Origin of the sequence: Halomonas caseinilytica (assembly GCF_001662285.1) — a bacterium.
In the GTDB taxonomy this organism is placed as follows: Bacteria; Pseudomonadota; Gammaproteobacteria; order Pseudomonadales; family Halomonadaceae; genus Halomonas; species Halomonas caseinilytica.
In genome coordinates this window covers 709,119-734,108 of the sequence record NZ_BDEO01000001.1, presented here as the reverse complement: position 1 = coordinate 734,108, position 24,990 = coordinate 709,119, and the positions used below count along the sequence as shown (strand labels likewise).

Genomic DNA, 24,990 nt, shown 5'->3' with positions numbered 1-24,990 from the left:
AGCCCGCCGATCCGGGCTCTCCTGGTGCGGCGTGACGCTATCTGAAACGTGAAAGCCATGACTGGTTGGGGGCGATCCTCTCACCCGGTCGTCGGCAAGAGGGCTGATATGGAAATACGCTGGTTGGAAGATTTCATCGCCCTGGCGCGTACCCGGCACTTCTCCCGGGCGGCCGAGGAGCAGAACGTCACCCAGCCGACCTTTTCGCGGCGCATCAAGCTCCTCGAGGAGGAGATGGGCGCGACCCTGATTAACCGGCAGACACTGCCCCTGTCATTGACACCCGAAGGCGAAGAATTCCTGACGCTGTGTCAGGACGTGACGCGCCGCGTGGCCAATACTCGGCAACGCCTTGGGCATCTCGCCGAGAGTCAGGCCGGCATGGTTCGCCTGGCGGCACCCCAGAGCCTGCTGGCCAATTTCCTGCCGGAATGGCTTGACGGTTGGGCGACCCCACCGCCGATCAAGCCCTACCTGCGTGCCACCGCCTGGCTGGCGAACGACTACTTCCGGGCGCTGGGGAGAGATGAATGCGATCTGGTACTGTGCTACTGGCCTGTCGGCGACTGTCCGCTGGAGCTGGAGACCGAGGCGTTCGAGTATCATCTGCTCGGGCATGAACGCCTCGTCCCTGTCTCCCTGCCGGACCCCGAGGGACGCCCTCGCTTCGACCTGGAGGGAAACGGCCGCCGCTCGCTGCCCTTGATCGCCTATCATCCTCGGGGCCTGATCGATGCGGCCATTAGCCGCCATCTCGAGTCACAGCCCGATGTACCGACGTTCAGCGTACTCAACGAGAGTATCCAGAGCGGCAATATTCGCGAGCTCGTCGGGCTCGGGTATGGCTTGGGCTGGCTGCCGCAGCGTAGCGTGACACGAGCCCTTGCCGGCGGGAAACTGGTGCCCGCAGGGAGCGAACGCTGGGAAGTGCCGCTGGAGATTCGGCTGTATCGGCGTCGCCATCACTCGCATCAGGCCGTGGACGCAATCTGGCAATCACTCGACGATGGCCCCGGCACCCCGGGAGACCACCGATGATCGCCGGACGCCACCCGGCCGACTTTCAGCCACTGCCGGGGTTCGCCAATCGACACCTGCAGACCCTGCTGCCGCGTATCCTGCCTCGGCCAGCGTTGTCTCTCGTCGACGAAATCCTTGAGTTGCCCGATGGCGATTTCGTCGAACTCACCTGGCTCGATGCGCCCACTTTGTCCGCCGAAGCCCCCGTGCTGGTGTTGTTCCATGGCCTGGAAGGGTCCGTGGACTCACCTTATGCGCGCCATCTGCTGAGGGCCGCCGAGCGTCGTGGCTGGCGAGCGGTGCTGATGCACTTTCGCGGTTGCGGCAAATGGCCCAACCGCCTGCCTCGTGCCTACCATAGCGGCGACACGGCCGATGCCCGCCGGCTACTGGAACGTCTCGCCCGGCACTATCCATCGGCGCCCAGGGTCGCGTTGGGCGTTTCGCTGGGTGCCAACATGCTGCTCAAGCTGGTCGCCGAGGATGCCGACAATGCACTGGGACTGACCGGTGCCATTGCCGTGGCACCACCGGTGAACCTGGCGGCCTGTGCCGATACGCTGGAACGCGGCACGGCACGGCTCTATCAGCGTCACCTGCTCGGTGCCCTCAAGGCCAAGGTAGCCCCGCGCCTGGCCCGTCGCGAACTTCCGCTGGCGCTGAGCCACGGCGACCTGGGGCGTTGCACCACGCTGCGCGCCTACGATGATGCGATCACAGCGCCGCTTCATGGCTTCAATGATGCGGCGGACTATTACCAGCGCGCCGCCGCCGCGCCCCTGCTCGGTGACATTCACCTGCCGACGCTGATCCTGCACGCCGAAGACGACCCTTTCATGCCGCCGGGGCTGTATGACGGCCTGACACTCGGTCCCGGCATTCGCCTGGAAATCGCTCGTCATGGCGGCCATGTCGGCTATGTGGAGTGGCGAAACGGCCACCCCACCAGCTGGCTCGCCCGGCGGGTCGAGCGACAGCTCGATGAATGGTCAGAGCGTGCTACCGTCTCGCTACCCGCCTTCAGCCAATCGGGCAACTGACGCCGGTCCCCTTGAGGCCGCAGTAGCCGCCAGGGTTCTTGTCGAGATACTGCTGGTGATATTCCTCGGCGTAGTAGAACACCTCGAGCGGTGCGATCTCGGTGGTGACCGCCCCCCTGCCCTGAGCCGCCAGCGCCTCGGCATAGGCAGCGCGGCTACGCTCGGCCACCGCGCGTTGTTCATCGTCGAGCGTGAGGATGATCGAGCGATACTGGGGGCCGATGTCGTTGCCCTGGCGGTTTCCCTGGGTCGGGTCGTGTGCCTCCCAGAAGTGGCGTAACAGGGTATCGAGGGTGATCTCCGTCGGGTCGAAGACCACCCTGACCACCTCGGCATGGCCGGTGCGGCCGGTACAGGTTTCCTGGTAGGTCGGGTTCGGCGTGACACCGCCTGCATACCCCACGGCCGTCACAAACACGCCAGGCAGTTGCCAGAACAGGCGCTCGGCGCCCCAGAAGCACCCCAGCCCCAACACGATCTCCTGCAGGCCTTCAGGCCAAGGTGGCGTCATGCGACGTCCATTGACCGTATGCAGGGCAGAAATCGCCATCGGTGTGTCGCGTCCTACCGGTGCGTCTGCGGATTGTGCGCTCATGTCGTTTCCTCGTCGGTTGCCTGTTGCTTCGTTGCCGGCGCTCATTCGAGCGTGGGCGGATCGCCCGGCAGACTGAAGGTATAGATCAGGTCCACGGCCTGAGAGGCGCCGGAGACGGCTTCCAGATAGAGGTTGCGCCACAGTTTGTAGCGCAGGGTCAATTCGGCGATGGGCGAGAAGACGCCCACACCGTATCCGACACTCAGGCGATCGGTCAGGTTGCCGGTCACCACCACCTGGCTGTCATCGCCACTGCCGGCCGAGTCCAGGCGCAGATCCTGGATGCCGAAGGCCTCGCCCAGCGCCCCCACCGTACCGCCGGCCTGTCCCAGGCTCAGGCCGATCAGCGCCGAGGTCAGCGCTCCATCGGCGCCGCCGCTGGCGTCCGGTGCACGGCCACGCAGTACATAGGACAGCGCACGGGATTCATCCATGGCCGGTTCGGAGAAGATCTCCAGGCTCGGGCTCGAGGCCGGGCCGGATACCTGAATGCCGGCGATGACGTCATCTTCGGTGCTGTCGGGATTGCGAATGGCCTCGAAATCCAGCAAGGGCTCTCCGGGCGGGCCACTGAAATAGAGAATCCCTTCGCGGATGATCAGGTCCTGGGCGAAGGCACGGAAACGGCCGTCCTCGAGATTGACGTCGCCGAAGATCTGGACCGGCCCGCCTTCCTGGCGCACCTCCAGATTGCCGGCCAGGCCGGTCTCCAAGCCATAGGCCGACAGGCGCATGTCGGGCCCTAGGGCCAGGGTGATGCGCACGTCCATGGCCATGCCGGCCTCGGACATGGCCTCGGCAGTGGATTCCCCGGCCGCCTGGGCCGCTTCCTGCGCCTCGGCTTCCTCCCGGGTGACGATCACTTCATCCGGGCTCACCGACTGGGCTGATGCCGGCACCTGCCCGACCTCGAGCCGTGCCCAGGGAATACGGACATCGCCACGTACCCGCAGGCGATCGGGATTCGCCCGTATCGCCAGGTCCGGCGCCAGGCGAAGCTGTCCGAAGCCAGGCAACGAGGCCTGTATCGGTTCGTCCGTGCCCTGCACGTCCAGGGCAACCTGCCAGGCATCGACAGAAGGCCAGGCCGCATCGCCGTCGATCTCCAGTCGCCCCTGCTCGCTCGCCAGGAAGCCATCGAGATCGGCCCGGTCGCCGGCCAGGTTCACCGTCACACGCCCATCCTTCACCGTCAGCGGCAATCCCAGCCCGGCAGCCTGCAGGCCGGCGAGTTCGAGGCGGCCGTCGAGTCGTGGCTGATCACGGTTGCCGGTGATGTCGACATTTCCCCCGAAGTTGCCTTCCAGGGTCTTCACGTCGGCCACCAAGGGACGATAGGGATTCAGGCGCATGTCATCGACGCTGAGCCTGCCATCCAGACGACCGACACCCATGGGATCGTCGATGCCGAGATTCAACTGCACCGCCCCGCTGTCGCCCAGGGTCAATGCCAGGTCGACATCGGCGCGCGACTGGTCGGCCTGTAGATCGAGCGCGAGGCCCGTGCCGGGCACTGACCAGGGCTTGCCGTAGGCATCTTGCCCGGCGATCTCGACGTCGCTGTCGAGTCGTGCATCGGCTTGCCAGGCGGCACCCCCGCGCGACCATTCGGCCGTCAAGCCGCCCTCGGTGGCACCCTCGACATGCCAGCCGGCCGGCATCGAGTCATTGATCAGGTCCATGGGCAACTCGCGGATGGCGAGCACGGCCCGGCCGGCCTCGGGTGATGCCGACAGCGCCTCTTCGAGACACAGACCACCGCCTTCGTCGCGACGCAGGCAGAACGGCTGTACGTCCACCGCGCTCGAGGCGAGATCGGCATCGAAAACCAGGGCATCGTCGAGGGCCAGGCGGCCGTATTCGGTCTCGGCCTCGAGCGGTGTCAGGCGACCGCTGTAGCGTTGACGTTCGCGATCCATGGCGCCATCCAGGGCCAGGTTCAGCGACGACAACTGCCCTTCCGCCGGGCCATCGACGTCCAGCGTCAGCCGGTGTTGCGCCAGGTGCCCATCGAGGTTCAGCGCGACGGTATCGAGAACCTGGCCGGCGGCGGCGACACCCTCGGCGCTCAGGGCCAGATCGAGGCTCGGGTCCTCGAGACCGGCGACCTCGCCTGCCAGGTTCAGGGCGTCCACGCGATTCTCGGCGAAGGCCAGGCCATTGCCGGTGAGGTCCAGATCGAGCTGAGGTGCCTCCAGGCTGCCCGATGCCTCGATGTGGCCCGCCAGGGCGCCGGCCAACGACGGGTAGAGGCTCTTCAGGGCCGGCATGTCCAGCTCGGCGTTCACTCCAAGTTGATCGGGCGTCACCTGACCGCTGGCGCTGAGGCGATTGTCGCCCTGGCGGAATTCGAGGGTCTGGATGTCCCAGTTCATGCGGCTGTCGCCGGCGAGCGCCGCATCCAGAGTCAACGGATAATCGGCAAGGGTGCCATTCACGTTCAGCGCCGGCACCTCGAGTCGCCAGCCGTCGGCGTCCTGGTTGAAGGAAATCTCGGCATCCCCGTCAAGCCGGCCCGCCAGCCCCTCGACGAAGGGTTCGGGGTTCACGTCGTTCAGCGCGAGGCGCGCCTCGACGGCCAGACCATCGGCCCAATCGACACGCCCCTCGGTGGTCACGCTTGCCTCATCCATTGCCAGCGCCAGGGGCTCCCAGAGGAAATGGGCGAGATCGCCGTGTCCGCTCAGGTCGAGTCGGGTGCGCGGCAGTTGCGGTCCCTCGGCGACCAGGGAAAGTCGGGTGCGATAGTCCGTCAGGTCGCCCTCGGCCTCAAGCGACAGGTTCTCGGCCCGCCAGGGGACCGGTGGTGTCTCCTGGCCTTCGGCCTTCTGGGCATCGTCGGCGCTGGCCGCCTCGCCGGTGTCGTTGTCGGCGCCGGGCAGTGGCCATTGCAGGGCAGGACTCTGGAAGCTGGCAGTGAAGGGTAATGTCGGCGCCAGGGCGTCGAGCGTGGCAGACAAGCGTGTCTCCACCGATCCTGTCGTCGTCAGGTCCACCTGGAGATCCGCGAGGTCCCCGCTGACGCCGAGTTCGATGCGTTCGCCCTTCAGGGCCGGCATGCGGTCGGGCAGATAGAGTTCAGCATTCAGTTGTGCATCCAGCGGGTAGTTGCCACTCAGCATCACGCGTGCCTGCAACCGGGCATCAGCCTCCGGGCTGGCCACCGACAACGGCTCGATGCTGATCTCCTGGTCGCGTGCCGTGACACTCAACGCCAGTTCGTCGAGCTGATAGGCAACGGCACCTTCCACGGCCGCATCCACCACCCTCAGCTCCGGAACGTCGACGGCCAGCGGCAGATGGATTTCCGGCAGCTCAATGCGAGGCTTCTCGTCGAGTGACTGACTGGCCATGCCGGCAGCCTCGGGGGCGGTGCTGGCGGGCAAGGGAGAATGTGCCGAGATGGAGGCGTCGATGGCGGCCGCCGTCAGGATCGCTCCCTCATGCTCGCTTTCGCTGAGTGCCAACTGGTGGCCCACCGAGAGCGGCAGGGTGAGACGGGTGCCTTCCAGCCGAGTCGGCAGCAGTCGCAGGGTATTCGCTTCGGCCACCGCCCCGGTCGTGAACTCTTTCCAGTGCAGTCGTGTGCCGTCGGCAAGGCGTACCTCCACGTCGCGCAAGGCCAATTCGCGCAGCTCGATGGGGAACGGCAGCTCGATCGGCCCCGGCAGTCCCCCGCCCTCTGTCTGCTCGTCCTCTGCGGGAGGCGGTGCATCGCTCGATGCAAGTCGTATCCGGGCGCCCTGTACATCGAAGCGATCCAGGCAAAGGCGACCGTCGAGCAGACAGTCCTCGGCCCAGGCCAGCTCCAGCCGTTGGATGGCCACGCTGGCCGGCCCGGCATCGAGACGCAGATCCTCGAGTATCAAGGTATCCAGCGGGGCGCCTTCGACACGGGAAACGTCATAGAAGCCCATGCGCTTGCCCTGATCGATCAGCAGGCCGGTGCCCCAGGGAGAAAGCGCAATGCCCAGTACCAGCGACAGCAGGCCAATGAGCCAGAGCGGCAGCAGGATCAACAGACGGGCCAGGGCCCAGGTCAGACGACGTACTCTCACGTGGTGGCCTCTCAGAATTCCGGTCCGATGGAAAAGTGAATACGGTAGGCATCCTCGTCATCGAAGGGGTGGGCAACATCGAAGCGGATCGGCCCTACCGGCGAGATCCATCGAACCCCCAGTCCTGCGCCCGTCTTGAGGTCCTCCGGCCACCAATCGGTAAAGGCGTCGCCGGTGTCCACGAAGGAGGCAAGCCACCATTTGTCGGCCACCCGGCGTTGCGCCTCGATGCTGGCCACGAAGCGTTGCTCGCCGCCGATCAGGCGACCCTCGTCGTCTTCCGGGGAAAGGCTTTCGTAGGAATAGCCACGCACGCTGTTGTCGCCACCGGTGAAGAAACGCAGCGAAGGCGGCACATTACCGAAATCGTCGGTACTCACACTGCCAACCCCGAGGCGGCCGACGAAGCGATTGTCGTCACCGAGCATGCGAATCCACTGGGTATCGCCGTTGACCCTCAGGAACTCGGCGTCCGATCCCCAGGCCTCGTTGGAATACTGGACGGTGAGCTGCTGACGATCGCCCCAGGTCGGGAAGGTCGGGTTGCGTGTCCGGGTCCGTGACCAGCGCACGCCGGGATACAAAAGCAGAACCTGGTTGGACTCTCCTGCCTGGGTGAAGTCTTCATAGGTACTGCGCACGTAGAGGTACTGTTCCCAGCCGTTGTCGAACTTCCAGCGGCGCCCGAATTCGACGCTGGCTTCGAGAGACTCGGTGTCATCGTTGTCCTTGTGGCGAATCCCGTACTGCAGTTCATAATTGTCGCGCAGAGGATCCTCGAGCGGCATGGTATAGGTGCCGCTGAATTTCTGCTCGGGACCGGAAACATAAAGGTCGTGGTCCCAGCTGTGGCCGTAGCGATTGACCCAGGGCTGATCCCAGGTGAGGCGTGCTCGCGGTCCCACATCGGTGGCGTAGCCGATGCCGGTTTCGAACTGATGGCGGTCGGCCGGGGTGACCAGCACATCGATCGGCACCCGTGGCGTCTCGGGCGCCTGCAGCTTGGCGGCGGCCCCCAGGGCTTGTGAGCTGATACGAGGAGGAGGCGATGACGCCTCCGGAATGCCTGCGACATCCAGGGAATGCCACCAGCCGATCTCCCGAGCCGGCAGCGCCAGGCTCTGTGTTCCCTGATCGAGACGTGGGCGCACGCTCACCGAGCCGAACCATTCGGTCTGGCCCAGATTCTGGTTGAAACGCGCGACCTCGCCGGCAAGATAGGGTGCGCCCTCCTCGAAGGGCACCAGATTCTGGAGCCGCTCGGGTTCGATATGCTCGCCCTGGAAATAGACGTTGCCGAAACGGTAACGCTGACCGCTGTCCAGTCCCAGTGACAAGCGTGCACTGTGGTCCCAGGGGCGCACCTCGAGACGACGCTGGGTGAAACGCCAATCGAAATAACCACGCTGCAGCGCCAGACTCGAGAGGCGGCTGCGCAACGCGTCAAAGGGCGCGTGGCGCAACACCTCCCCTTCCTTCTGGGGATAGGCCTCGATGGCCTCGGTGAAAGGCGCATCGTCGGCCGCGGCACCTTGCAGCACGAAGTTCAGGCGGTCGATACGCACCGGCTCGCCCTTGTCGACCTCGAGCTCGACATGGGAGGGAGCTTCGGGATCGTCGAAACGTACTGTCAGGCTGGGCTCGTAGTAACCGAAGGGACGCAGTGCCTCGGCAGCCAGGCGACGCACCTCGGCTTCCAGGCGCTCCGGGTGGTATTGAGACGCCTCCAGGTCATCGAGATAGATCTCGATGTTACTGGCCAGCTTGTCGTCGACGCCCTCGATCGAGGCGTCCAGCGCGAGGGTCGGCGCTGCCACGCCGAGACACAAGGCCCCGGCCCCGAGGCGTGTGAACACGCGATTATCCATAATATCGAAGGCTTCCTGGCTGACGTCTCGTGACTACCGCAGGGCTTCCAGCTGGGCACTCAACGCCAGTTGCGTCTGGCGCAGATCACGCAGCTCCGTCTGCATTTCCTCCAGGCGCGACGAGAGCGTCGAGGCCTGGTTACGCGCATCTTCTCGCGAACCGGTGAGGGCTTCAATCTCGTCCTCGAGTCCGGACATCCGCTCATCCAGTGTTGTCAGATCGGCCTTCAGGGTCGAGAAGCGCTCGTCGATCCCTTCCGATACCTCGCCGAGGCGCGATTCGTCTTCTTCAAGCGCCTCTTCCAGCGTGGCGAGCTGATCCCCGAGACCGCCACGCCCTTCCTCGCCGGCGCGCTCAAGCGCGTCGAGGGAATTCCGGACCGCTGTCAGGGTTTTGTCGCGAACCTCGGCTTCCTCCGACAGAGACTCCAGGCGGTCCTCGTGGTCGGCCAGGCGCTCCTCGAGCGGAGACAGGACGTCTTCTTCCCATTGGGCCAGACGTGCGTCGATATGCTCGTCGGCTGCCTGCTGGCGAGACTCGAGCGTGTCCAGCCGCTGTTGCAGCGACGACAGCGCCTCGCCGCGGCCTTCCTCGGCATCGAAGCGCGCATGAACATTGGAAAGCTCACCGCCGAGACGGGTCAGCCGCTGCTGGACATCCTGATGAAGCTGCCAACCTCCGACGGCCAGGCCGGCCAGCACTAGCATCAACAACAGGATCAGGCACCACAGAGGCCACAGGCGAACCCTGGCGACAGCATGCGTGCGATGGCCGGCCAGGCTGGCATCCGGGTCCGGAACGATCGGTCGGCTGAACCGGTTGTCTTCCGGGCGCTCTGCCATGACGATCTCCTTGGGCGGTGAGACGAACGAGTACGGCTGTGACGGGCATTGCCCGGTGCCCCCGTTGTCGGTCGCCGGAATTGGGCCACCCGAAAGCGGGTGATATGATGCCGCCGACCGGACAGGCACAGCACGCTGAATAGTGTAAAGTTTTTTGTCGGCGGAGCGAACGGGGAAATATCAATGAGCGGTGATATACCGCACTCCTCTGCCCCGCAACACGTCGGCCGTCCGACTTCCCCCGATCATCGTGACGACGAGGAGACCCCCGACGATGGCATTCGAGTTGCCCGTCCTGCCGTACGAGAAGAATGCACTGGAACCCTACCTCTCGGCTGAGACCCTCGAGTATCACTACGGCAAGCACCATCAGGCCTATGTGACGCGTCTCAACCAACTGGTCGAGGGCACCGAGGATGCCGACAAGTCGCTGGGCGAGATCATCACGTCATCCTCCGGCCGGCTGTTCAACGAGGCCGCACAGGTCTGGAACCATGCGTTCTACTGGCATTGCCTGTCCCCCAAGGGGGGTGGTAGGCCGAGTGGCGCACTGGCCGAGGCCATCGACGCCGATTACGGCTCCTTCGAAGGATTCAAGGAAGCCTTCAACGCGATGGCCATGGACAACTTCGGTTCCGGGTGGACCTGGCTGGCCACAAACGGCGACAACAGCCTGACGATCATCAACGGCGACGATGCCGACTGCCCTGTCGCGCATGACCACACTCCCCTGCTGATCGTCGATGTCTGGGAACATGCTTACTACATCGACTACCGGCATGCGCGCCGCAAGTATCTCGAGAACATCTGGAAGATCATGAACTGGGACTTCGTGGCCCAGAACTTCGCTGCCTAGAACCTTGGCTTGGCGTTCAGGACCTCGTCACCTGGAACTTGCATCCCGAACATCGCCGAATACGTGCACCTTCAGGTGTGGCGACGCCTGGTTCGAGGCCCCGCCCATTGGCGGGGCCTTGCGATTGCCTCGTATCACCTCGGTGCTGCCTCGCGTGGCAGGCACGGCGTGACTCAGGGGTCGGCACGGCGACCGATTCCCCGATAATGCAGCCCCATGGAAGCCACATAGCGGGGATCATAGATGTTGCGGCCATCCAGCAACAGACGACCGGCAAGCTGGGAGGCCAGGCGCTGCCAGTCCGGATTCCAGTACGCTTTCCATTCGGTGACCAGCATCAAGGCATCAGCGCCCTCAGTCGCTTCGATAGGATCTCCTTCGATGCAGGTCAATAGCGGATGTTCGCCGACCGCGTCGCGCAAGGCCTCGAGGGCCGCCGGATCATGCAGGCGAACATGCACGCCCTGAGCCCAGAGGGCGCGCAACAGTGTCAACACCGGGGCGTGATCGATACGCGCCGTCCCCGGTTTGAAGGCCGCTCCCCAGATGGCCACGGTCCTGCCTTCCAGGCAACCGTGGTAGTGGGCCCACAGCTTGCGGAACAGGGTTTCCTTCTTGTGCTCGTTGATGTCGAGTACCTGGTCGAGCAGTGCCGAATGTCGACCACTGGCCGATTGCACGTCGGCCAGTCGCATCAGGTCGCGTGAGAAGTTGGGGCCACCAAAGCCACATCCGGGATAGAGATACTCGTAGCCGATGCGGGTATCGGCCCCCATGCCCAGGCGAACCTGTTCCACATCGACACCCAGGCTGTCGGCCAGACCGGCAATCTCGTTCATGTAACTGATCCGGGTGGCCAGCATCCCGTTGATGGCCAGCTTGCTCAACTCGGCGGCTCGACGGGGCATGCGCTGGAAGACCTCGCGCCGACGATTGAAGGCGCGCAAGAGTTCCCGCACCTGATGCTCGGCACGGTCGTCGTCGCAACCGAACAACCAGCGTGAGGGGCGTGTGAAGGCTTCCCAGGCACGCCCCTCCTCGAGCAGATCGGCCAGCGCGACAGCATTCCGCCGCCCGCTGCCGCCGAGCTGCGCCTCGAGCGCTTCGGTTTCGCCAACGGGAAAGGTGGAGTTGTTGACCAGCACCGCCGATTCCGACAGGCAAGGCACAGCACCTGCAACCAGGTCGCCAGCCTCGCTACGCTGCTCCGGTGACAGGGCTAGCCACAGCACGTCGCAGGGCGCCGAGGGCGGAATCGGCTCATCGGGCTGGAGAATGCTCAGCTTTCCCTGGTGTCGTCCCTCTTCCAGGTGGGAGCGAAGATGGGGCTCGCTGGCCAGCCAGGCACTGGTGGAAAGCGTTTCCCAGTCCGACGAGATGTGAGGACGCCACACCACGTCATGCCCCACCCAGGAAAGCGCGGCCGCCGCCGTGGCGGCCGCCAATTCACTGCCGATGACGACGACACGCATCCGTCACTCCTCGCCAGCGTAACGAGTGAGCAGCTCGCGGAAGCCGGCGCCGTAACTGGCATGGCGGCGCCCGTAGGCCAGGATGGCTTCCAGGTAGCCGAGCTGATGGCCGCAATCGTAGGTGCGGCCACGCATCCGCCAGGCATCCACGCCTTCTTCCCGGCGCAATGTCTCGATGGCATCGGTGAGCTGGATCTCGTCACCGGCGCCGGGCGGTGTTTCGGCCAGCAGCGGGAAGATCCGTCCCGGCAGGACATAGCGGCCGATCACGGCCAGGTCGGAGGGCGCCTCGTCCCGGCTGGGCTTTTCGACAACCCCTGCCAGTGAACAGGCCGCTCCGGCTTCCGGTGCCTCTCCTTCGGGGGCCACGATGCCATACTTGTGCACCATGTCATGAGGCACTTCCTCGACCATCAACTGACTGCGCCCGCGCTCCTCGAAGGAGTCCACCATGCCGGCCAGGTCATTACCACCGCTCAAGTCACTATCGTCCACCAGGACATCCGGCAGCAGCACGGCAAAGGGGTCGTCATCGCCGATCACCGGGCGAGCGCAGAGCACCGCATGCCCCAGACCGAGAGGCTCGGACTGGCGCACGCTGATGATGTTGACATCGGGGGGCACGATGGCGCGCAACTCTTCCAGCAGTTCCCACTTGCCCTTGGCCTCGAGACTCGCCTCGAGCTCGAAGTGCTTGTCGAAGTGGTTCTCGATGGCGCTCTTGCTGCCGTGGGTGACCAGCACGATGTCACGAATGCCCGCGTCCACCGCTTCCTGAACCACGTACTGGATCACCGGGCGGTCGACGATGGTGATCATTTCCTTGGGAATCGCCTTGGAGGCGGGCAAGCAGCGGGTGCCAAAACCGGCAACGGGTAGAACGGCCTTGCGGATCATGAATCGGTCCCTGTCATGTCACTGGCAAATGAAATCGAGGAGCGCCATGGGAATGCGCTCCCCGGAACGAGTATCATGCGCCATGATACCGAATGAGACCGAGTTCGCCACCGGGGCGAGCTGGCAAAACCCAAATGGAGAGGACAATGACGGCAAGCCAGTCCCGCACGGATAACGTCGACGCGGCGGAGATCGCCAAGTTCGAGGCCCTGGCCGATCGCTGGTGGGATCCCACCGGCGAATTCAAGCCGCTGCACGACATCAATCCGCTACGCCTCGATTTCATCGACGCCCGGGCAGGGCTGGCCGGACGACGAGTGATCGATGTGGGTTGCGGTGGCGGCATCCTGGCCGAGGCCATGGCGCATCGAGGCGGCAGTGTGACTGGCATCGATCTGGGCGAGGCGCCGCTTGCCGTGGCTCGCCGCCACGCCGAACAATCGGGCGTCGAGGTCGACTATCGATGCGTCAGTGTCGAAGCCATGGCCGAACAGCACCCAGGTGAGTTCGATATCGTCACCTGCCTGGAAATGCTCGAACACGTTCCCGACCCGGCGTCTGTCGTGCGGGCCTGTGCCAAGCTGGTCAAGCCGGGTGGACACCTCGTCTTCTCGACCATCAATCGCCACCCCAAGGCCTATGCGCTGGCAGTGATCGGTGCCGAGTACCTGTTGCGGATGCTCCCCCGAGGAACCCACGATTACGCCAGATTCATCCGCCCGTCTGAACTTGCCGCCTGGGCCCGGGAGGCCGGACTCGAGGTCCGTGAACAGACTGGCCTCACCTACCAGCCGCTGACGCGTCGCTATCGGCTGTCGGCCAACGACGTCTCGGTCAACTATCTCATGCATTGTCGGCGGGAGGCGTCGTGATGCCGTCCCTGCCGACGCCCGAGGCCCTGCTCTTCGACCTGGACGGCACCCTGGTGGATACCGCCCCGGACCTGGCTCGGGCCACCAACGCCTTGAGAGCCCATCACGGGATGTCGGCTCTGCCCTATCCAGCGATCCGCTCCCAGGTGTCCAATGGCGGCAGTGCCCTGGTAACCCTGGCGCTTGGCTTCGAGAAAGATCACCCGGATCACGCAGCCGCACGGGATTTCCTGCTGGCCCGGTATGGCGAGGCCGTGGCCATGGAAAGCCACGTTTTTCCACCCCTGGAGCACTTGCTCGACACCTGGATACAGGCCGGACGCCCCTGGGGCATCGTCACCAACAAGCCCCGGGCCTACGCTGCTCCCTTGGTGGCCGAACTCGGCCTGCGCCCTGACGTCCTGTTGTGTGCCGACGATCTACCGGTAAAAAAACCCGATCCGGCGCCACTTCACGAAGCGGCACGTCGTCTCGGCGTAGAGCCTGAACGCTGCTGGTATGTCGGCGACCATCGGCGTGACATCGAGGCCGCGCACGCCGCCGGCATGACCGCCGTGGCGGTGGGATACGGCTACATGGAAGTGGAAAACGATCACCGTGACTGGTCGGCGGATCTATGCGTCGATACCGCCGAGGAGTTGACCGGGTATCTGCTGCGTCATGTCGACCTCGGCCCATAGTGGCAAACCGAATAGTGGCAAGCCGAACGCCGCCTGCCACTCCGACCCGATGCATCGTCAGGTGCGTGGCGGTTGGGCGTCGAATTTCTCGCCGTTGTGACCGCGACTGTCCGGCCCCATCAGCCACAGGTAGGTGGGCATGATGTCCTCGGGAGTCCGCAGGGTCATGGGATCTTCGCCCGGGTAGGCGGCCTTGCGCATGGCGGTGCGGGTCGCACCGGGGTTGAGACTATTGACGCGCAGGCTGCCAAGATGCTCGACCTCCTCGGCCAGCACCTCCACGAAGCCCTCGGTAGCGAACTTCGAGACCGAGTAGGCTCCCCAGTAGGCACGCCCACGTCGCCCGACACTCGACGAGGTGAAAATCACCGAGGCGTCCCGGGAAGTACGCAGCAGGGGCAACAGCGCCTGGGTCATCCACAAGGGACCGTTGACGTTGACCTGCATGACCTGCTCCCACAGGGCCGGGTCGTACTGCTCGAAGGGCGTGATGCGTCCCAGTAGGCCGGCGTTGTGCAGGATGCCATCCAAACGACCGAACTCACCATCAAGCGTCTCGGCCATGTCGTGGAAGTCCTTGAGCGTCGCCCCCTCGAAGTTGAGCGGGAAGATCGCTGGCTGCGGCCCTCCCGCTGCCTCGATCTCGTCGTAGACGCTCTCCAGCTTGGCAATGGTTCGGCCAAGCAGGATCACGGTGGCACCATGGCGGGCATAGCTCAGGGCAGCCGCTCGTCCGATGCCATCACCGGCGCCGGTCACGAGAATGACACGATCGGCGAGCAGATCATCGGCCGGCGCATAATCGATCTTGCAGGGCATCATGGCTCACCTCGCTGGGGTCAGTTGCCCGATTGCCTGAGGAAATCGTCGGCAAGACTGGCGGCACTGCTGTCCGGGTACTCTTCCTGCACCCGGTCGAGCAGCTCACGACTGCCCTCAGGATCGCCCTGACGCGCCTTGAGCAGCCCCAGCTTGTAGAGAGCATCCGGCACCTTGTTGCTATCGGGAAAGTCCTCGATGACACGACGGAAGGCCTCTGCTGCGGCATCCAGCTCGGATTCCGCGGAGTGGAGCTCACCGAGCCAGTAATGGGCGTTGGCGGTCAGATCACTGTCAGGATACTGCTCGATGAAGTCCTCGAAGGCCTGCCTGGCAGCACCGAAATCCCGGTCCTGAACCTTGGCAAAGGCGGCCTGATAGGCTTCGCGACCGGCGGCATCATTGCCGGCACTGGCACCCGACGATGATGAGGAGGCGGCCGCTGCATCCCGTGCGCTCGATGCATCAGGCGAGGGCTCGCTGCTTGCAGAGGATGAAGCACCGGCTTCAGCACTCGTCAGACGATCCTCGATGTCCATGTATTGCTGACGGGTCTGCTTGCGCAGTTGCTCCAGTTGATAACGCAGCTCCTCGACCTGGCCTCGCAGACGGCGCAGCTCTTCCTGATTGCGTTGCACCCGGTTGAACAGCACCAGGCTGCCGCCGGCCTCCTCGCGAGTAGCGGCCTGGTCGTAGAAATTGCTGTTACCGGCGGACAGATCCCTGACCACCGGTTGCTGGGCCACGGCTGGCAAACTCACGGCCAACGGCAGTCCGAAGATACCCAGCGTGCACAGTCGTTTGAGACCTTGTCTCATCGCGTATTCCCTCGTCGCGGATGTCGTCGGGGCCGTGCGGGGAAGCGCTTGCGCGCTTCACACCGCATCTTTTCGGCGTCGGCTCAGTAGGCGAAGACGACCCGACGATTCTGGGCGTAGGCTTCCTCGTTGCTGCCACGCGCGGCGGGACGTTCCTCGCCATAGCTCACGACTTCCACTTGCGACGGGGACACGCCTTCCACGCTCAGGAACTCTTCGACGGCACCGGCACGACGCTCGCCGAGGGCGAGGTTGTATTCACGGGTGCCGCGTTCGTCGGTGTGTCCTTGAAGGACCACGTTGGCATCGGGGTTGTTGCGCAGGAAACGGGCGTGCGCATTCAGTACCGACTGGAACTCGGGACGGATAGCATCGCTGTCGAAGGCGAAGTAGATGGTCCGCACCTCGGGAATGCGGGAGTCGGCCATCTGACCGGAACCGTCGCTCAGGCCGCTACCGCTGACCTGGCCGGTGCCGGTGCCACTGGTGCCGGCACCACTACCGCTACCACTACCGGACATGGAGCCGTCCTGAGTGCCACCGGTGCTGGAGCACCCGGCCACGAAAGCCAGGGAGAAAGCGACGGCCAAGGACCGGGCATAGGGCTTGAGTTGCATCGTAGGACTCCTTGCGCTACTGGATCGATCAGTTCAGAAACGGTGACCACGCGGGTTCGCGCACATCACCCTGGGCCGCGGGCAGACGGAACGAGGCGCGTCCATCCGCGGATACGGCCCCCAGCACACCACGACTTCCCTGCTGGGTGGCGAAGATTACCATGGTGCCATTCGGTGCGACACTGGGCGACTCGGCTTGCCGGGCATCGCTGAGTTCGACCAGTCGGCCGCTGTCCAGATCTTGCCGGGCGACCTGATAGCCATTGTTGCCCTTGTGGATCAGGAAGATCGCCTCACCGTCCGGCGCAAACCTTGCCCGGGCATTGTAGTTGCCGGTGTAGGTCAGGCGTTCGGGGTCTCCGCCACCTAGCGCCTGACGATAGATCTGAGGGCCACCGCTGCGATCCGAGGTGTAGATCAGGCTACGGCCATCCGGCGACCAGGACGGCTCGGTCTCGATGCTAGGGCTGTTGGTAATCCGCTGCAGGTCACGCGAACCGATGTCGATGGTATAGATTTCCGGCTGCCCGTCGCGGGACAGCGCCATGGCCAGCTTGCGGCCGTCCGGGGACCAACTCGGTGCACTGTTCAACCCCTCGAAGGATGTCAACTTCACGCGCCGACCGCTGCTGACTTCCTGGACGTAGATCGCCGGGCGTTCACCCTCGAACGACACATAGGCCAGCTTGCGGCCGTCCGGCGACCAGGCTGGTGACATGATCGGCTCATCGGAGCTCAGCGCCTGCTGGCTGTTGTGGCCGTCGGCGTCGGCAACGAACAGCTTGAACGACATGTCATCGCCGACACCCTCGGAGGTGACATAGGCGATGCGCGTGGAAAAGGCGCCACGAATACCGGTGATCGCTTCGAACACCTGGTCGCTGATGCGGTGTGCGGCTGCCCGCAGCTGATCGGGATTGGCAGTCACGGTCTCGCCCAGCATGCGGGATTCACCGCTGACGTCCATCAGCTCGTAGCGCACGCGCACTCCCTCTCCTTCGCGGGAGACACGCCCCACCACCATGTAGCGGGTATCCAGGGCCTTCCAGTCACCGTAGCGCACCTCTTCGCTGCTGGAAGGCTGCTCGAACATCGCCTCACGCTCGAGGGGATCGAAATAGCCACTGCGCTCAAGGTCATCGGCGACGATCTGGGCCAGGTCTTCGGGCAGGCTGGCGCCTTCATTGGCGAACGGCACCACCGCGATGGGCGTGGCCTGTTCATTGCCACGGGTAATATCGATGGTCAGTTCGGCTTGGGCAAGCGGCGCGCACAACAGCAGCAGTGCCGTCAGCCAAGTGGTCATCAAGGCTCTCATCAGCGAATGTCCCCCGGACGGAAGTTGAGATTGAACTCACGATAGTCCCGCTGGACCGATGCGGGCAATTCACGCAACTCGGAAAATGGTGCAGCAGACTCCACCGCCTGGATCGCCGCGCGATCAAACGCGCTGTTGCCGCTGCTGCGCGCGATGCTGGCAGAGAAGACTTCACCGGATGGCCCCAGACGAATCGCGACCAGGGCATTGGCATTGTCGGGCACGTTGGGTGGAATCACCCAGGCCTGCTCGACGGCCTGCCGAACGAGATTGATGAAGCCGTTGGCCGCTTGCTGGGCTTGCTCGGCATTGGCCGCCGCTTCGGCCTCACCGGCGATGGCACGATCGAGACTGTTCTGGGCCGCTTCGGCGGCACGCTGCGCGGCTTCTTCCTCACGTCGACGCTGCTCTTCGGCCTCACGCTGCCGACGTGCCTCTTCCTCCGCCTGGCGCTGGCGTTCGGCTTCTTGCTGTTCCCGACGTTCGGCCTGAGCCCTTGCCTCCTCCGCTCGGCGCTCGGCTTCCTCGGCGGCGGCCTGGGCCGCTTCGAGAGCCTCGGCACGTTCCTGCTCGGCCTGGCGCTGGCGTTCGGCTTCGCGTTGACGCTGCTCTTCAGCCTCGCGTTGACGTTGCGCTTCCGCTTCCTCGGCCTCGCGGGAAGCCTCATCTTCCGAGGTCTCGTCAGCCTGTGACGACGCCTGAGGCTCGGTGGCCCGCTGGGCTTGATCGGTGGTCGTTTCGGTACTGACCAGCGTGGCCTGCACGATGGATTGGCTCGGCGGCTCGCTCTCCGCCGAAGGGAAGCGAATCACGCTGACCACCAGAATGCCCAGGTGCAGGGCGATGGCGAGCAGGGTCGGCAGGCCATAGCCCACGCGTCGATGCTGTCTGGCCATGATGGTTCCTCAGGACTCCCCGGGCGGTGGCTCGGAAATTAACCCGACATTGGCCACGCCGGCGGTCTGCAGGGTACCCATCAGGGTCACCACCTGCCCGTAGGACACATTGCGGTCACCACGTACCAGTACCCTGGTATCCGGGTGGCGCTCCATCAGGACGATCACCCTTTCGCTGAGTTCGTCGAGGCTCACCTGGGTCTCGTCTCCGCCCAGGCTGACGAAATACTGGCCTTCTCGGTCCACCGAGACGATGATCGGATCGCGGTCCTCGGTGTCCTCGATGGGCTCCGATACCGTCTGGGGCAAATCCACGTCGACGCCCTGAGTCAGCATCGGCGCGGTGATCATGAAGATCACCAGCAGCACCAGCATGACATCGATGAACGGCACCACGTTGATCTCGTTCATCGGCCGGCGCCGACCCATGCGGTTGAAGGGTCCGTGCATGACGTCTCTCCCTCAGCCTTCGGTCGTTTCGCCGCGACCCTGCAGGTTGCGGTGCAGGATGGAATGGAATTCCTCGGCGAAATCCTCGTACTTGCCCAGCAGACGAGATGACTCGGCGGACAGGCGATTGTAGAAGATCACCGCCGGGATGGCCGCGAACAGCCCCATGGCGGTGGCGATCAACGCCTCGGCGATCCAGGGCGCGACCGTGGTCAGCGTAGCCTGCTGGGCCATGGACAGTGACTGGAAGGAGCCCATGATGCCCCATACGGTGCCGAACAGGCCGATATAGGGACTGGACGAGGCCACGGTGGCCAGAAAGACCAGGTGCAGATTGAGCCGATCCTCTTCTCGCGACCAGGCCACGCGCATGCTGCGCTGGACACCATCGAGAATCGCCTGGGGGCTCCGGGTCTTGGGCAGCAGTCGATTGAACTCGCGAAAACCGGCCCGGAAGATGTGTTCGGTTCCCAGGGTTTCTTGCTCCACCGGCGTTTCTCGATACAGTTCGTTGAGATCGACTCCGGACCAGAAGCGGTCCTCGAATTCACGATGCGCCTTGCGCGCACGGCGCATCACGAAGCTACGCTGAAAGATCACCACCCAGGACAGCAGCGAGCCGATCAGCAGCAACAGCATCACGGCCTGGACCACGCCGCTGGCGTTCATGATCAGGTGGGGAATGGACATGGCGTCGTTCACGGGCATCCTCGTCGGTCTTGGCTGATCAGTCTTGGCGTGGCGCCTGGTCGTCCGGAGCCAGGCCGAAGTGCTGCCAGGCCTGCCGGGTCACCACACGTCCACGCGCGGTACGCATCATCAGTCCCTGTTGAATCAGGTAAGGTTCAATGACGTCTTCGATGGTGTCGCGTTCCTCGCCGATGGCCGCGGCCAGGGAGTCGACACCAACAGGGCCTCCATCGAACTTCTCGATCATCGCCAGCAGCAGGCGACGGTCCATGTGGTCCAGGCCATGATGGTCCACATGCAGCATGTTCAATGCCTGATCGGCGATCCTGGCATCGATCTGACCACCACCCCGGACCTCGGCGAAGTCGCGTACCCGACGCAACAGGCGATTGGCGATTCGCGGCGTGCCCCGGGAACGTCGCGCCACTTCCATGGCGCCGTCAGCATCGCTTTGCACGCCGAGCAGCTTCGCCGAGCGAGTCACGATCTCGGTGAGTTCCTCGACGGAATAGAACTCCAGACGCTGGACGATCCCGAAGCGATCGCGCAGCGGTGAGGTCAGTAGTCCCGCCCGGGTAGTGGCCCCGACCAGGGTGAAGGGCGGCAGGTCGAGCTTGATCGAACGAGCCGCCGGCCCCTCGCCGATGACGATATCCAGCTGGAAATCCTCCATGGCCGGATACAGAACTTCCTCCACCACGGCGGAAAGCCGGTGAATCTCGTCGATGAAGAGCACATCGCCAGGCTGCAGGTTGGTGAGCATCGCCGCCAGGTCGCCGGCTTTCTCCAGGACAGGCCCCGAGGTAGCCTTGAGGCCCACGTCCATCTCGGTGGCGATGATGTTGGCGAGCGTCGTCTTGCCCAGGCCGGGCGGCCCGAACACCAGGGTATGATCCAGGCTTTCGCCCCGTCCGCGAGCGGCACTGATGAAGATGTCGAGCTGTTCGCGCACCCGCGTCTGACCGATGTAGTCGCTCAGGTGTCGGGGACGGATGGCATGATCGAGCCGCCCTTCGCCTTCCCGGGTCTCGGCACCGATCAGTCGGTCGGTTTCCAGCATGCGACTCCTCCCTCGGGAAAACGCGGCTCGAATGCCGGCGCATGCCGATTACGGCACGGCGCATCGGCCTCCGGCAACGGATGCCGTTCTGCTCCGGCTTGGCCACGGTCAATGCTCGGAATCATGTCTCAGCCCGCCATCCGGCGCGCGAGCGCCGCCTTGATCATGGCTTCCGTGCTGCCCTCTTCCTCGAGGCCGGACAGCATGCGGGTAGCTTCCGACGGCTTGTAGCCCAGGCTGACCAGGGCGGCCTCGGCATCGGCCAGCGGATCCTTCGGCGGCGGGGGCGCCGCTCCCCGACCGATGTCGTCGGTGGAAACGTCGATGCTGTCCTGCCAATGCGGGAAACGGTCACGCATTTCGATGACCAGACGTTCGGCGGTTTTCTTGCCGACGCCCGGCAAGCGAGTCAAGGCCTTGATGTCGTCATCCATCACGCAGCGGATGAAGGCATCCTCGTCCATGCCCGATAGGATCGCCAGAGCCAGCTTGGGGCCGATGCCGTTGACCTTGATCAGGGCGCGGAACAGGGAGCGCTCCTGCTCCCGGGCGAAACCATACAGCAGGTGAGCATCGTCGCGAATGCTGAGATGAGTGTACAGCGACACCTCCTCGTTGCAGCCTGGCAATGCCAGCAACGTGGTCATCGAGGCTTCAAGCTCGTAGCCGACCCCGGCCACGTCCACCACCAACCAGGGCGGCTGTTTTTCCAGCAGAGTGCCTCGCAGGCGTCCGATCATGGCGTGTCACAATCCTTGGTCATGAATCCGTCGCGGCGATACGCGCCGCGACCACTATACTGGTCCCCCAGGCCGCTTGCCAGCCCGCTTGAACGGCGTTCGACATCACCTCGGACGTCGCCGATGCGCGACATCAGGAAGGTCGAAAATCCCGCCAGGATGTTCCCTTTCCCCGTCGACGTCCTCCTCCGTAACTGCCTCGGTTGATCAGCCCCGACCGCGCATGGGCATGCGTCAGGGCAATCGCCAGGGCATCCGCCGCATCGGCCTGGGGAGAACCGTCCAGGCCCAGCACGGCCGTCACCATGTGCTGGACCTGAAGCTTGTCCGCCCCGCCGCTGCCGGTCACCGCCTGCTTGATCTGGCGCGGTCCATATTCGCTGACCGGCAAGCCATGGTTGGCGGCACAGACGATGGCCGTTCCTCGGGCCTGCCCGAGCTTCAGGGCAGAATCGGCATTCTTGGCCATGAACACCTGCTCGATGGCGAACTCGCCGGGTCCATGCACGCCGATCAGCTCGCTTATGCCGGCATAGACCTGGGCCAGGCGCTGGGCCAGGTCGTCGCCACGGGTACGGATACAGCCACTGGCGACATAGCGCGGCGTGGCCGTGGTGACGTCCAGCACGCCATATCCCGTGATCCGCGACCCCGGATCGATCCCCAGGATCAGCATCGCCCGCTTCCTTCGGTGTCAGGCATCGTCGTGCAGCGCCTCCATGATGTCATCGGCGAAATCCGCATTGGTGTAAACATTCTGCACGTCATCCAGGTCCTCGAGGCGATCCACCAGCGTGATGATGCGCCGCCCCAGTTCGACATCCTCGATCCTGGCGTAGTTGTCCGGATACAGGCCGACGTCGCTGGCCGTCGGTTCGAGGCCGGCTTCGACCAGGGCATCCTTGACCGCTCCGAAACTGTCCGGCGTGGTCACGACTTCCAGGCGACCATCCTCGAGCGTCTCGATCTCCTCGGGCTCGGCCTCCAGCGTCGCCTCCATGGCGGCTTCCTCGCTCGTGCCTTCCGGCAACGTCAAGCGCCCCTGGCGATGGAACATGAAGGCCACCGAACCGGTCGTGCCGAGATTGCCACCATGCTTGTTGAAGGCGTGTCGTACCTCGGAGACGGTACGGTTACGGTTGTCGGTCATGGCCTCGACCATCATGGCCACTCCTTCGGGACCATAGCCTTCGTAGACGACCTCTTCCATGTCGTCTCCATCGGTGTTCCCGGCCCCCCGGTCCACCGCCCGCTGGATGGTGTCCTTGGTCATGTTGTTGGCCAGGGCCTTGTCGATGGCCGCACGCAGTCGAGGGTTGTCGGCCGGCTCTGCGCCGCCGTGGCGTGCTGCCACGGTCAGTTCGCGAATCAGCTTGGTGAAGATCTTGCCCCGCTTGGCATCCTGGGCGGCCTTGCGGTGCTTGATGTTGGCCCACTTGCTGTGACCTGCCATGCCATTCCCTCATTCTAGATGCTGGATTTCATGCCGCTTGAAACGAGACCGGCGCCCCTCGGGCGCCGGTTCGCATCAAGTGACGAGCCACAACGGCACCTTCAGTCGCCGCCGTTCTCCGCCTTGGCCTTCTGTCGCAGGCGGATGTTCAGCTCCTTGAGCTGCTGGCCGCTGACCTCGCCCGGCGCGTCGGTCATCAGGCAGGCCGCGCTCTGCGTCTTCGGGAAAGCGATCACTTCACGGATCGTCCGGGCCCCGCCCATCAGCATGACCAGACGGTCGAGACCGAAGGCCAGGCCTCCATGGGGCGGCGCGCCATACTGGAGAGCGTCGAGCAGGAAGCCGAACTTCTCGCGAGCCTCTTCCTCGCCGATACCCAGCACCTCGAGCACGGTCTGCTGCATCGCCTGGTCATGGATACGAATCGAGCCGCCACCAAGCTCGGTGCCGTTGAGCACCATATCGTAGGCACGGGAAAGCGCGTCGGCGGGCCGCTGCTTGAGCGTCTCGACATCGCAGGATGGCGCGGTGAACGGGTGGTGCAGCGCCTGCAGGCGACCGTTGTCGTCTTCCTCGAACATCGGGAAGTCGACCACCCACAGCGGCGCCCACTCGGCGGTGTAGAGATCGAGGTCCTCGCCCAGGCGCACGCGCAGCGCACCGAGCGCCTCATTGACGATACGAGCCTTGTCGGCACCGAAGAAGATGATGTCTCCGTCCTCGGCACCGACGCGGTCCAGCAAGGGCTCGACGACCCCATCCATGAACTTGACGATGGGCGACTGCAGTCCCTCGATGCCGCTGGCCCGGTCGTTGACCTTGATCCAGGCCAGGCCGCGAGCGCCATAGATGCCGACGAAATTGGTGTAATCGTCGATCTCCTTGCGTGACAGCGAAGCGCCGCCCTTGACCTTGAGTGCCGCGACACGGCCGTCATCGGCATTGGCCGGCCCGGAAAAGACCTTGAAGTCGACGTCCTTCATCAGATCGTCGACATCGACGAGTTCCAGCGGGATGCGCAGGTCCGGCTTGTCGGAGCCGAAGCGGCGCATGGCCTCGGCATAGGGCATGCGAGGGAATTCGGGCAATTCGACATCCAGCACTTCCTGGAACAGCTGACGAATCATCCCCTCGGTGATGGCCATGATGTCGTCTTCCTCGACGAAGGAGGCCTCGAGGTCGATCTGGGTGAATTCCGGCTGACGATCGGCGCGCAGGTCCTCGTCGCGGAAGCACTTGGCGATCTGGTAGTAGCGGTCGAAGCCGGACACCATCAGCAGTTGCTTGAACAACTGCGGCGATTGGGGCAGAGCGAAGAAGCTGCCCGCATGGGTACGGCTGGGCACCAGATAGTCCCGCGCACCCTCCGGCGTCGCCCGGGTCAGGATCGGCGTCTCGATATCCAGGAAGCCCTGGTTCTCGAGATAGGCACGCACGGTGTGCGAGATCCGCGAGCGCAGACGCAGCTTGTCGATCATCTCCGGCCGGCGCAGATCGATGTAGCGATGCTTGAGACGGATCTCCTCGCCGACCTTGCCATGCTCGTCGAGCTGGAAGGGGGGCGTCGCGGCGGTATTGAGCACCTCGACGTCCTTGGCCAGCACCTCGATCATGCCGGTCGGCATGTTGGGGTTCTGGGTGCCTTCCGGACGCAGGCGAATACGGCCGACGATGCGCAGCACATACTCGCTGCGAGCGCGGTCAGCATTGGCGAAGGCCTCGGCGGTATCGGGATCGACCACGACCTGGGCGATACCGTCACGGTCGCGCATGTCGAGGAAGATCACGCCACCGTGGTCACGGCGGCGATGCACCCACCCGCACAGGGTGACCGTCTGGTCCACCATGGTCTCGTTCAACTGGCCGCAATAATGGCTGCGCATGTCGTATCCTGTTTATCGTGTTCCGTGGGTAGAGTGAAACGGCAA

Annotated in this window: 23 protein-coding genes; 5 read left to right on the top strand and 18 right to left on the bottom strand. The window is 64.4% G+C overall.

Features of this window, described 5'->3' with window-relative positions; translation table 11 throughout:
- The first annotated feature begins 108 nt into the window (after nt 1-108).
- Together HSDC_RS03185 and HSDC_RS03180 are read left to right on the top strand one after the other, a co-directional pair.
- Complete coding sequence (locus HSDC_RS03185; RefSeq protein WP_064698450.1) at nt 109-1,038, top strand: LysR family transcriptional regulator; 930 nt, start codon at nt 109-111, stop codon at nt 1,036-1,038.
- Complete coding sequence (locus HSDC_RS03180) at nt 1,035-2,060, top strand: hydrolase (protein WP_064698449.1); 1,026 nt, start codon at nt 1,035-1,037, stop codon at nt 2,058-2,060. Before HSDC_RS03185 ends, HSDC_RS03180 begins: the two co-directional genes overlap by 4 nt.
- Here HSDC_RS03180 and msrA read toward each other — a convergent pair.
- The 4 genes from msrA to HSDC_RS03160 are packed head-to-tail and all read right to left on the bottom strand — an operon-like array spanning nt 2,041 to nt 9,424.
- Entirely contained in the window at nt 2,041-2,655 is a 615-nt protein-coding gene (msrA, locus tag HSDC_RS03175; protein WP_064698448.1) for a peptide-methionine (S)-S-oxide reductase MsrA, read from the bottom strand. The two genes, HSDC_RS03180 and msrA, sit on opposite strands and share 20 nt — an antisense overlap.
- A gap of 41 nt (nt 2,656-2,696) precedes the next feature.
- Entirely contained in the window at nt 2,697-6,713 is a 4,017-nt protein-coding gene (gene tamB / locus HSDC_RS03170) for an autotransporter assembly complex protein TamB (protein ID WP_064698447.1), read from the bottom strand.
- A gap of 11 nt (nt 6,714-6,724) precedes the next feature.
- Nucleotides 6,725-8,569, bottom strand: coding sequence for an autotransporter assembly complex protein TamA (gene tamA, locus HSDC_RS03165; RefSeq protein ID WP_302846708.1), 1,845 nt, complete (start codon nt 8,567-8,569; stop codon nt 6,725-6,727).
- 45 nt (nt 8,570-8,614) lie between these two features.
- The gene (locus HSDC_RS03160) at nt 8,615-9,424 is read right to left on the bottom strand and encodes a coiled-coil domain-containing protein (RefSeq protein ID WP_064698445.1); all 810 of its coding nucleotides are present in this window, start codon (nt 9,422-9,424) and stop codon (nt 8,615-8,617) included.
- 274 nt (nt 9,425-9,698) lie between these two features.
- Between HSDC_RS03160 and HSDC_RS03155 the strand changes: the two genes are divergently transcribed.
- Nucleotides 9,699-10,280, top strand: coding sequence for a superoxide dismutase (locus tag HSDC_RS03155; protein ID WP_064698444.1), 582 nt, complete (start codon nt 9,699-9,701; stop codon nt 10,278-10,280).
- A gap of 173 nt (nt 10,281-10,453) precedes the next feature.
- Here the strand turns inward: HSDC_RS03155 and HSDC_RS03150 are convergent, their stop codons facing one another.
- Both HSDC_RS03150 and galU read right to left on the bottom strand, forming a co-directional pair.
- Complete coding sequence (locus HSDC_RS03150; RefSeq protein ID WP_064698443.1) at nt 10,454-11,752, bottom strand: UDP binding domain-containing protein; 1,299 nt, start codon at nt 11,750-11,752, stop codon at nt 10,454-10,456.
- Nucleotides 11,753-11,755: 3 nt separating this feature from the next.
- Nucleotides 11,756-12,649 (bottom strand): UTP--glucose-1-phosphate uridylyltransferase GalU, encoded by an 894-nt coding sequence (gene galU / locus HSDC_RS03145; RefSeq protein ID WP_064698442.1) that lies wholly within the window; start codon nt 12,647-12,649, stop codon nt 11,756-11,758.
- Nucleotides 12,650-12,795: 146 nt separating this feature from the next.
- Here galU and ubiG point away from each other — a divergent pair, with 146 nt between their 5' ends.
- Together ubiG and HSDC_RS03135 are read left to right on the top strand one after the other, a co-directional pair.
- Entirely contained in the window at nt 12,796-13,521 is a 726-nt protein-coding gene (gene ubiG / locus HSDC_RS03140) for a bifunctional 2-polyprenyl-6-hydroxyphenol methylase/3-demethylubiquinol 3-O-methyltransferase UbiG (protein ID WP_170862750.1), read from the top strand.
- Nucleotides 13,521-14,201, top strand: a complete 681-nt coding sequence (locus tag HSDC_RS03135) for an HAD-IA family hydrolase (RefSeq protein WP_064698440.1) — start codon at nt 13,521-13,523, stop codon at nt 14,199-14,201. Before ubiG ends, HSDC_RS03135 begins: the two co-directional genes overlap by 1 nt.
- A 57-nt stretch (nt 14,202-14,258) precedes the next feature.
- Here HSDC_RS03135 and HSDC_RS03130 read toward each other — a convergent pair whose 3' ends face one another.
- The 12 genes from HSDC_RS03130 to aspS all read right to left on the bottom strand — a co-directional run bounded on the left by HSDC_RS03130 (nt 14,259) and on the right by aspS (nt 24,945).
- On the bottom strand, nt 14,259-15,020 hold the full coding sequence (locus HSDC_RS03130; RefSeq protein ID WP_064698649.1) for a YciK family oxidoreductase: 762 nt from the start codon (nt 15,018-15,020) through the stop codon (nt 14,259-14,261).
- Between the two features lie 20 nt (nt 15,021-15,040).
- On the bottom strand, nt 15,041-15,838 hold the full coding sequence (gene ybgF / locus HSDC_RS03125) for a tol-pal system protein YbgF (RefSeq protein WP_064698439.1): 798 nt from the start codon (nt 15,836-15,838) through the stop codon (nt 15,041-15,043).
- 83 nt (nt 15,839-15,921) lie between these two features.
- Complete coding sequence (pal, locus tag HSDC_RS03120; protein WP_064698438.1) at nt 15,922-16,455, bottom strand: peptidoglycan-associated lipoprotein Pal; 534 nt, start codon at nt 16,453-16,455, stop codon at nt 15,922-15,924.
- 28 nt (nt 16,456-16,483) lie between these two features.
- Nucleotides 16,484-17,773: a Tol-Pal system beta propeller repeat protein TolB gene (tolB, locus tag HSDC_RS03115; protein ID WP_064698437.1), complete on the bottom strand. Its 1,290-nt coding sequence runs from the start codon at nt 17,771-17,773 to the stop codon at nt 16,484-16,486.
- On the bottom strand, nt 17,773-18,669 hold the full coding sequence (tolA, locus tag HSDC_RS03110) for a cell envelope integrity protein TolA (RefSeq protein WP_064698436.1): 897 nt from the start codon (nt 18,667-18,669) through the stop codon (nt 17,773-17,775). Before tolA ends, tolB begins: the two co-directional genes overlap by 1 nt.
- A 9-nt stretch (nt 18,670-18,678) precedes the next feature.
- Nucleotides 18,679-19,119: a protein TolR gene (gene tolR / locus HSDC_RS03105; protein WP_064698435.1), complete on the bottom strand. Its 441-nt coding sequence runs from the start codon at nt 19,117-19,119 to the stop codon at nt 18,679-18,681.
- Nucleotides 19,120-19,131: 12 nt separating this feature from the next.
- The gene (gene tolQ / locus HSDC_RS03100; protein ID WP_064698648.1) at nt 19,132-19,821 is read right to left on the bottom strand and encodes a protein TolQ; all 690 of its coding nucleotides are present in this window, start codon (nt 19,819-19,821) and stop codon (nt 19,132-19,134) included.
- Between the two features lie 25 nt (nt 19,822-19,846).
- Complete coding sequence (gene ruvB / locus HSDC_RS03095; protein WP_064698434.1) at nt 19,847-20,869, bottom strand: Holliday junction branch migration DNA helicase RuvB; 1,023 nt, start codon at nt 20,867-20,869, stop codon at nt 19,847-19,849.
- Nucleotides 20,870-20,997: 128 nt separating this feature from the next.
- Nucleotides 20,998-21,609: a Holliday junction branch migration protein RuvA gene (gene ruvA, locus HSDC_RS03090; RefSeq protein ID WP_064698433.1), complete on the bottom strand. Its 612-nt coding sequence runs from the start codon at nt 21,607-21,609 to the stop codon at nt 20,998-21,000.
- 133 nt (nt 21,610-21,742) lie between these two features.
- Nucleotides 21,743-22,285, bottom strand: a complete 543-nt coding sequence (gene ruvC / locus HSDC_RS03085; RefSeq protein WP_064698432.1) for a crossover junction endodeoxyribonuclease RuvC — start codon at nt 22,283-22,285, stop codon at nt 21,743-21,745.
- Nucleotides 22,286-22,303: 18 nt separating this feature from the next.
- Nucleotides 22,304-23,062 carry a YebC/PmpR family DNA-binding transcriptional regulator gene (locus HSDC_RS03080; protein ID WP_064698431.1) on the bottom strand — a complete coding sequence of 253 codons (759 nt, stop codon included), beginning with the start codon at nt 23,060-23,062 and terminating at the stop codon, nt 22,304-22,306.
- Between the two features lie 101 nt (nt 23,063-23,163).
- Complete coding sequence (aspS, locus tag HSDC_RS03075; protein WP_064698430.1) at nt 23,164-24,945, bottom strand: aspartate--tRNA ligase; 1,782 nt, start codon at nt 24,943-24,945, stop codon at nt 23,164-23,166.
- Nucleotides 24,946-24,990: the final 45 nt, after the last annotated feature.

Bases quoted from the DNA above. Each gene is read 5' to 3' on its own strand.
- HSDC_RS03185 (WP_064698450.1), top strand. From the start codon at position 109: ATGGAAATACGCTGGTTGGAAGATTTCATCGCCCTGGCGCGTACCCGG.
- HSDC_RS03180 (WP_064698449.1), top strand. From the start codon at position 1,035: ATGATCGCCGGACGCCACCCGGCCGACTTTCAGCCACTGCCGGGGTTC.
- msrA (WP_064698448.1), bottom strand. From the start codon at position 2,655: ATGAGCGCACAATCCGCAGACGCACCGGTAGGACGCGACACACCGATG.
- HSDC_RS03160 (WP_064698445.1), bottom strand. From the start codon at position 9,424: ATGGCAGAGCGCCCGGAAGACAACCGGTTCAGCCGACCGATCGTTCCG.
- HSDC_RS03155 (WP_064698444.1), top strand. From the start codon at position 9,699: ATGGCATTCGAGTTGCCCGTCCTGCCGTACGAGAAGAATGCACTGGAA.
- HSDC_RS03150 (WP_064698443.1), bottom strand. From the start codon at position 11,752: ATGCGTGTCGTCGTCATCGGCAGTGAATTGGCGGCCGCCACGGCGGCG.
- galU (WP_064698442.1), bottom strand. From the start codon at position 12,649: ATGATCCGCAAGGCCGTTCTACCCGTTGCCGGTTTTGGCACCCGCTGC.
- ubiG (WP_170862750.1), top strand. From the start codon at position 12,796: ATGACGGCAAGCCAGTCCCGCACGGATAACGTCGACGCGGCGGAGATC.
- HSDC_RS03135 (WP_064698440.1), top strand. From the start codon at position 13,521: ATGCCGTCCCTGCCGACGCCCGAGGCCCTGCTCTTCGACCTGGACGGC.
- HSDC_RS03130 (WP_064698649.1), bottom strand. From the start codon at position 15,020: ATGCCCTGCAAGATCGATTATGCGCCGGCCGATGATCTGCTCGCCGAT.
- ybgF (WP_064698439.1), bottom strand. From the start codon at position 15,838: ATGAGACAAGGTCTCAAACGACTGTGCACGCTGGGTATCTTCGGACTG.
- pal (WP_064698438.1), bottom strand. From the start codon at position 16,455: ATGCAACTCAAGCCCTATGCCCGGTCCTTGGCCGTCGCTTTCTCCCTG.
- tolB (WP_064698437.1), bottom strand. From the start codon at position 17,773: ATGAGAGCCTTGATGACCACTTGGCTGACGGCACTGCTGCTGTTGTGC.
- tolA (WP_064698436.1), bottom strand. From the start codon at position 18,669: ATGGCCAGACAGCATCGACGCGTGGGCTATGGCCTGCCGACCCTGCTC.
- tolR (WP_064698435.1), bottom strand. From the start codon at position 19,119: ATGCACGGACCCTTCAACCGCATGGGTCGGCGCCGGCCGATGAACGAG.
- ruvB (WP_064698434.1), bottom strand. From the start codon at position 20,869: ATGCTGGAAACCGACCGACTGATCGGTGCCGAGACCCGGGAAGGCGAA.
- ruvA (WP_064698433.1), bottom strand. From the start codon at position 21,609: ATGATCGGACGCCTGCGAGGCACTCTGCTGGAAAAACAGCCGCCCTGG.
- ruvC (WP_064698432.1), bottom strand. From the start codon at position 22,285: ATGCTGATCCTGGGGATCGATCCGGGGTCGCGGATCACGGGATATGGC.
- HSDC_RS03080 (WP_064698431.1), bottom strand. From the start codon at position 23,062: ATGGCAGGTCACAGCAAGTGGGCCAACATCAAGCACCGCAAGGCCGCC.
- aspS (WP_064698430.1), bottom strand. From the start codon at position 24,945: ATGCGCAGCCATTATTGCGGCCAGTTGAACGAGACCATGGTGGACCAG.